At 63.4% G+C, this 1,011-nt stretch carries 2 protein-coding genes; both read right to left on the reverse strand.

The features are described 5' to 3' along the window. Positions 1 to 180: 180 nt before the first annotated feature. Entirely contained in the window at positions 181 to 489 is a 309-nt protein-coding gene (gene cas2e / locus AB0B89_RS36665) for a type I-E CRISPR-associated endoribonuclease Cas2e (protein WP_358562461.1), read from the reverse strand. Next, positions 486 to 944 (reverse strand): hypothetical protein, encoded by a 459-nt coding sequence (locus AB0B89_RS36670; RefSeq protein ID WP_358562464.1) that lies wholly within the window; start codon positions 942 to 944, stop codon positions 486 to 488. Before AB0B89_RS36670 ends, cas2e begins: the two co-directional genes overlap by 4 nt. Positions 945 to 1,011: the final 67 nt, after the last annotated feature.

Below are 1,011 nucleotides of genomic sequence, written 5' to 3' on the forward strand. Positions count from 1 at the left end.
ATGTCAATGTAGGGAGCATCCCCGCGTGCGCGGGGGCGAGCTAGGCCAACTTTCGTGACGGGATTAGGCCAACGGAGCATCCCCGCGTGCGCGGGGGCGAGCGAGGACGTCCCGCTGGGTGACTCCGAGCCCGTGGAGCATCCCCGCGTGCGCGGGGGCGAGGCTTGTTGAGCTGGGCAATTAGCTGGGGGTCAGGCGGTTTTCATTCGGTTGGGGTCGGCGGCGGGCTGAGAGGATGAGGCCGTCGTAGTCGGTGGGGTGCCAACGGTCAGTGCCTGCGGTGCGAACGGTCCAGCCTTGTTCGTTGTTGGCGGGCTCGACGAGGATGGCTTGGCCGTCTCCGATGCGCGTGGACAGCAGGTCCCATAGGCGGTCGCGGATACGACGGCTGGGGTTACCGACGAAGACTCCGGCGTTGACTTCGACCATCCAGCGCGTGAGGTGGCCGCGGAGTCCTTCGGGAGCGGCGATCAGGACGACGACGGTCATGAGGTGGGGCCGGGAGTGTCGAATTCGGGGCCGATGATAGCGATGTGGTCTTCGCCCATTGTTGGTCGGACGATGTTGAGGCCGAGGTTGATGGCCAGGTCGGATTCGTCGGCCCAGTTGGTGCCGCCTGCGACGGTGCCGAGTTGTTCGTCCCAGAGTTGATTCAGATCCTCGTCGGCGAGATCTGAACCTTCGGGGGCGAGGAGGTTTTTGATGTCGGTGACGATGCGATTGAGGAGTCGGGTCTGAGCGATACGGTCGCGTAGGCCGATGCGGGCGTCTCGTTCTTCGGTGAGGCCTTTGGCAGCGAGGTCGAAGGCCAGCGGGATGGTGAAGTCGGCTTTGTAGAGGTCGGCAACGTCCAGGACGAAGGAGATGGCGGAACCGGTGTGAACGAATCCGAGGCCGGGGCTGGCTCCGATGCCGACCCTCTCTGTCAGACTCTTGTGAGACATAGGACGAATGAGTCCTCATGATGTGAAACAGAGCTAGACAGGACGATCGAGACAGTGACGATGACCC

The sequence above is a fragment of the Sphaerisporangium sp. NPDC049002 genome, from assembly GCF_040649355.1.
GTDB lineage: Bacteria > Actinomycetota > Actinomycetes > Streptosporangiales > Streptosporangiaceae > Sphaerisporangium.